Source organism: Pyrobaculum sp., from assembly GCF_049971835.1.
GTDB lineage: Archaea > Thermoproteota > Thermoprotei > Thermoproteales > Thermoproteaceae > Pyrobaculum.
Genome location: NZ_JBMFKV010000220.1, coordinates 1 through 2,721, shown reverse-complemented (window position 1 = coordinate 2,721; position 2,721 = coordinate 1). Strand labels below are relative to the sequence as shown.

The 2,721-nt window shown below is 62.7% G+C and carries 6 protein-coding genes; 3 read left to right on the top strand and 3 right to left on the bottom strand.

All coding sequences use genetic code 11. The annotated features are described in order from the left end of the window. Nucleotides 1-343: hypothetical protein (locus tag ACP5J3_RS12665; RefSeq protein WP_428496017.1), on the top strand; the 343-nt coding region annotated here is incomplete at its 5' end. On the opposite strand, the gene ACP5J3_RS12660 is transcribed toward ACP5J3_RS12665, so the two are convergent. After that, a complete protein-coding gene (locus ACP5J3_RS12660) occupies nucleotides 340-669 on the bottom strand; it encodes a hypothetical protein (protein ID WP_428496016.1) in 330 nt (109 codons plus the stop codon). The two genes, ACP5J3_RS12665 and ACP5J3_RS12660, sit on opposite strands and share 4 nt — an antisense overlap. Before the next feature lie 18 nt (nucleotides 670-687). Beyond that, nucleotides 688-888 (bottom strand): hypothetical protein, encoded by a 201-nt coding sequence (locus tag ACP5J3_RS12655; RefSeq protein WP_428496015.1) that lies wholly within the window; start codon nucleotides 886-888, stop codon nucleotides 688-690. A gap of 83 nt (nucleotides 889-971) precedes the next feature. Between ACP5J3_RS12655 and ACP5J3_RS12650 the strand changes: the two genes are divergently transcribed. Continuing rightward, nucleotides 972-1,328: a pirin-like C-terminal cupin domain-containing protein gene (locus ACP5J3_RS12650; RefSeq protein WP_428496014.1), complete on the top strand. Its 357-nt coding sequence runs from the start codon at nucleotides 972-974 to the stop codon at nucleotides 1,326-1,328. Next, entirely contained in the window at nucleotides 1,325-2,101 is a 777-nt protein-coding gene (locus tag ACP5J3_RS12645) for a hypothetical protein (RefSeq protein ID WP_428496013.1), read from the top strand. The genes ACP5J3_RS12650 and ACP5J3_RS12645 overlap by 4 nt, the downstream gene beginning before the upstream one ends. A gap of 10 nt (nucleotides 2,102-2,111) precedes the next feature. On the opposite strand, the gene ACP5J3_RS12640 is transcribed toward ACP5J3_RS12645, so the two are convergent. Further along, the coding region (locus ACP5J3_RS12640) for an XdhC family protein (RefSeq protein WP_428496012.1) at nucleotides 2,112-2,721 on the bottom strand (610 nt) is incomplete at its 5' end.

The following is a 2,721-nucleotide window of genomic DNA, read 5'->3' as shown; positions in this document are numbered from 1 at the left end:
GTGGGGAGGCTTGTCCACGGGGGGCTACTACGTGTTGAAGAACTGCGGGGGTGGTTGCTACGGGAAGTACAGGAGGCTTGTGCATCTACAGTTCGCCTCGGCGCTGGCTGTGTTCGCCACCGGGCTCACCCTCGCCGTGGTTAGATACGGCTTCCCCAAGTCGCCGCTGTGGATACACGCGGCGCTGGGGATAGCCATGATAATCGGCGTAGTGGAGCTAATCCACCTCTGGGCGGCCGGGAGGGGCCTGGACCGCTACGAGAAGTACGTCCGGGTGTTCATACCGCTGTGGTCCGCCGGGTATCTAGCCATGATTTACCTAATGGTATTCAAGCCCTTTTAATGCCTGAGGAGGACAGCGGCTAGGAGCGCCGCGAGATACAGCAACTCCGCTATCTCGAAAACCGCGTAGGCCTTCCCATATCTAGAGTAGCGGGAGAGGTATCCCCCAAAGTAGAGAGGGACGCCGATGAAGTGGGTGACTGCAAAAAAGGCCGTGACGGGGACGAGGAGGCCCAGGGTGAGCGCCCATATGTAGAAAAGGGCCTCGTAAACGGCGGCCGCCTTAGCCGCCAAGCCGCCTGGGTACCTCCCCCTGGGCGAGTTAAGGGCTGTCCACCCGTGTTTAACATACATGGGGATAAACAACAAGACCTGTAACAAATCCACAGACGGAGGTGGTTTGCGCTATATATGCGTGACGTCTCTATACTTGCCGAAAATCTGCCTCAACTCCTGGGAGAGGCGTCTGCACGAGGGACATCTTGACTCGCCGTTCTTCTCGGGGAACAAAGCCCCGCATTCTACACACCTCTTCAATCTAAACGAGGCCAAGACGAGCACCTTGCCTTCCAGCACGTCGGCCATGTCCACCTCGGTGTTCTCCACCGCGCCGAGGAGAACGAGGGAGCCGTCGTGAGGCTGATATCGGGGAGGATTAGGAAGCCAGGAACCGGCGTCGTGGAGGGCCCGTGTCGGGCGTCCCGATACCCGTGATCTACATGGACGCGGAGATCCCCGAGGAGGTTGAATTCCTCTACGAGGTGGAGGAGGGCTGGAGGACTCTCGTGTACAACTTCGGAGGCCCTGCGAGGATACAGGAGAGGGCCGTGGAGGACATGTCGCTCCTCGTGTTGTCCAGAGACGGCGGCGTGCTGAGGGCCAGAGGCCCCACCCGCCTCTTGTTGCTATCCGGCGTCCCCATCGGCGAGCCCGTCGCGTGGCGAGGGTCCATTGTGATGAACACGTGGGAGGAGATTAGAGAGGCCTTCCTGGAGCTGGAAAGGGGGACTTTCATAAAGAGGAGGGCCTACGTCGAGGATATATGATCGTAGAGGCTACGGATGACGGCGTGTACCGCGACGGGGAGCCCTTCTGTTGCCGCGGCAGAGACGTAAACGACGTCTTTGAGGACTACGTCTGCGCGTGGGAGGGGCTCTACAGACTGCCCACCGAGGAGAAGGTGGACAGGCGGTCCTGCTGGCGGCTAGTCCAGCTAGAGGGCCGGCTCTACGCCTCGCTGGAGGGGCCCGTGTTGCGGGACCTCGCCGCCGACAAGGAGGTTGACCTCCGCTGGCTGACGGAGGAGCTGGGCTGGTATTCCCCCCACGGCCCGCCGCACATGACCGACGTGGCGAGTTTCGGGGACGCCCTAGTCGCGGCTGTCGAGGTTGGGCATATGCTGACGAGGCCCAGCCTAGAGGAACTCAAGCCGCTGAGGTTTAAACACGACCAGCACAACCTGCTCCCGGCCGGCGGCCTCTTGCTGATTGCCACAGCCGGGGGGATTTACTACACCCGCGATTTGGCCGACTTCCGCCTAGCCCAGGGGGGCGAGGGCTACGCACACGCCTTGGTCTCGTGCGGAGGGAGGCTGTACAGCCACGTGATGGAGGACAGGCCGGTGATGGAGAGCGAGGACGGGGTCAGGTGGAGGAACATAGGCGTCGAGCTTCCGAGGCCCAGCTTCGGCACCACCGGCTTGGGCTGCGCCGGGGAGGGCGTCGTCTACTCCACAACCTCGACCTACTTGTTAAGGGGGAGCCGCGCGGAGAGGCTGTGGGGCCCTCACCCAATGACGAGAAGGGTGATAAGCCTTTAGCGCAGAGGCGCTAAAGCGTACGCGGAGGTCTCCACTGGCATTTATACTGGGAGAGGTCAACCCCCTCGACTTCCTCCAAGACGTCGAAGGGGTTCTTCAGCTCTCTCATAGGCCTCCCGCTTCCCCCTCTGTAGTACATCACAACCTCCGCGACGATGCTCACCGCTATCTCGCCTGCGGTTTTCGCCCCGATGTCGAGGCCGGCCGGCGACCTCAGCCTCTCCGCTATAGCCTCCCGCGGGATGCCTCTCTTGAGAAGCTCCTTGACGACGAGCGCCGCCCTCCGCTGGCTGGCCAGTAGCGCCACGTAGCCGGCCCCCCTCCTAAGCGCCGCCTCCACCACATCTACATCGCTGGGGTGACCACCTTCGTTAGCCACCACCACGGCCGACCCCTCCGATACCAGCTTCTCAAGATCTGCCAGCTCTCCCCTGTATACAGCGCCCTGCGCCGAGTGGCCGATTGCCGCCACGTTGAAGCCCGCGGCGACAGCCACCTCAGAGACGCGGCGCGCCACCTCGCCAAAACCCACCACCACCAGGGAGGGCTTGAGGAGGACCCCCTCCGCCTCCACCCAGAGACGGCCTACCCGCACCTCCGCCCTCTCCCCGGGTTTCAGG

Excerpts from the sequence above, each read along its gene's own strand:
- ACP5J3_RS12645 (WP_428496013.1), top strand. The coding sequence starts at position 1,325 with ATGATCGTAGAGGCTACGGATGACGGCGTGTACCGCGACGGGGAGCCC.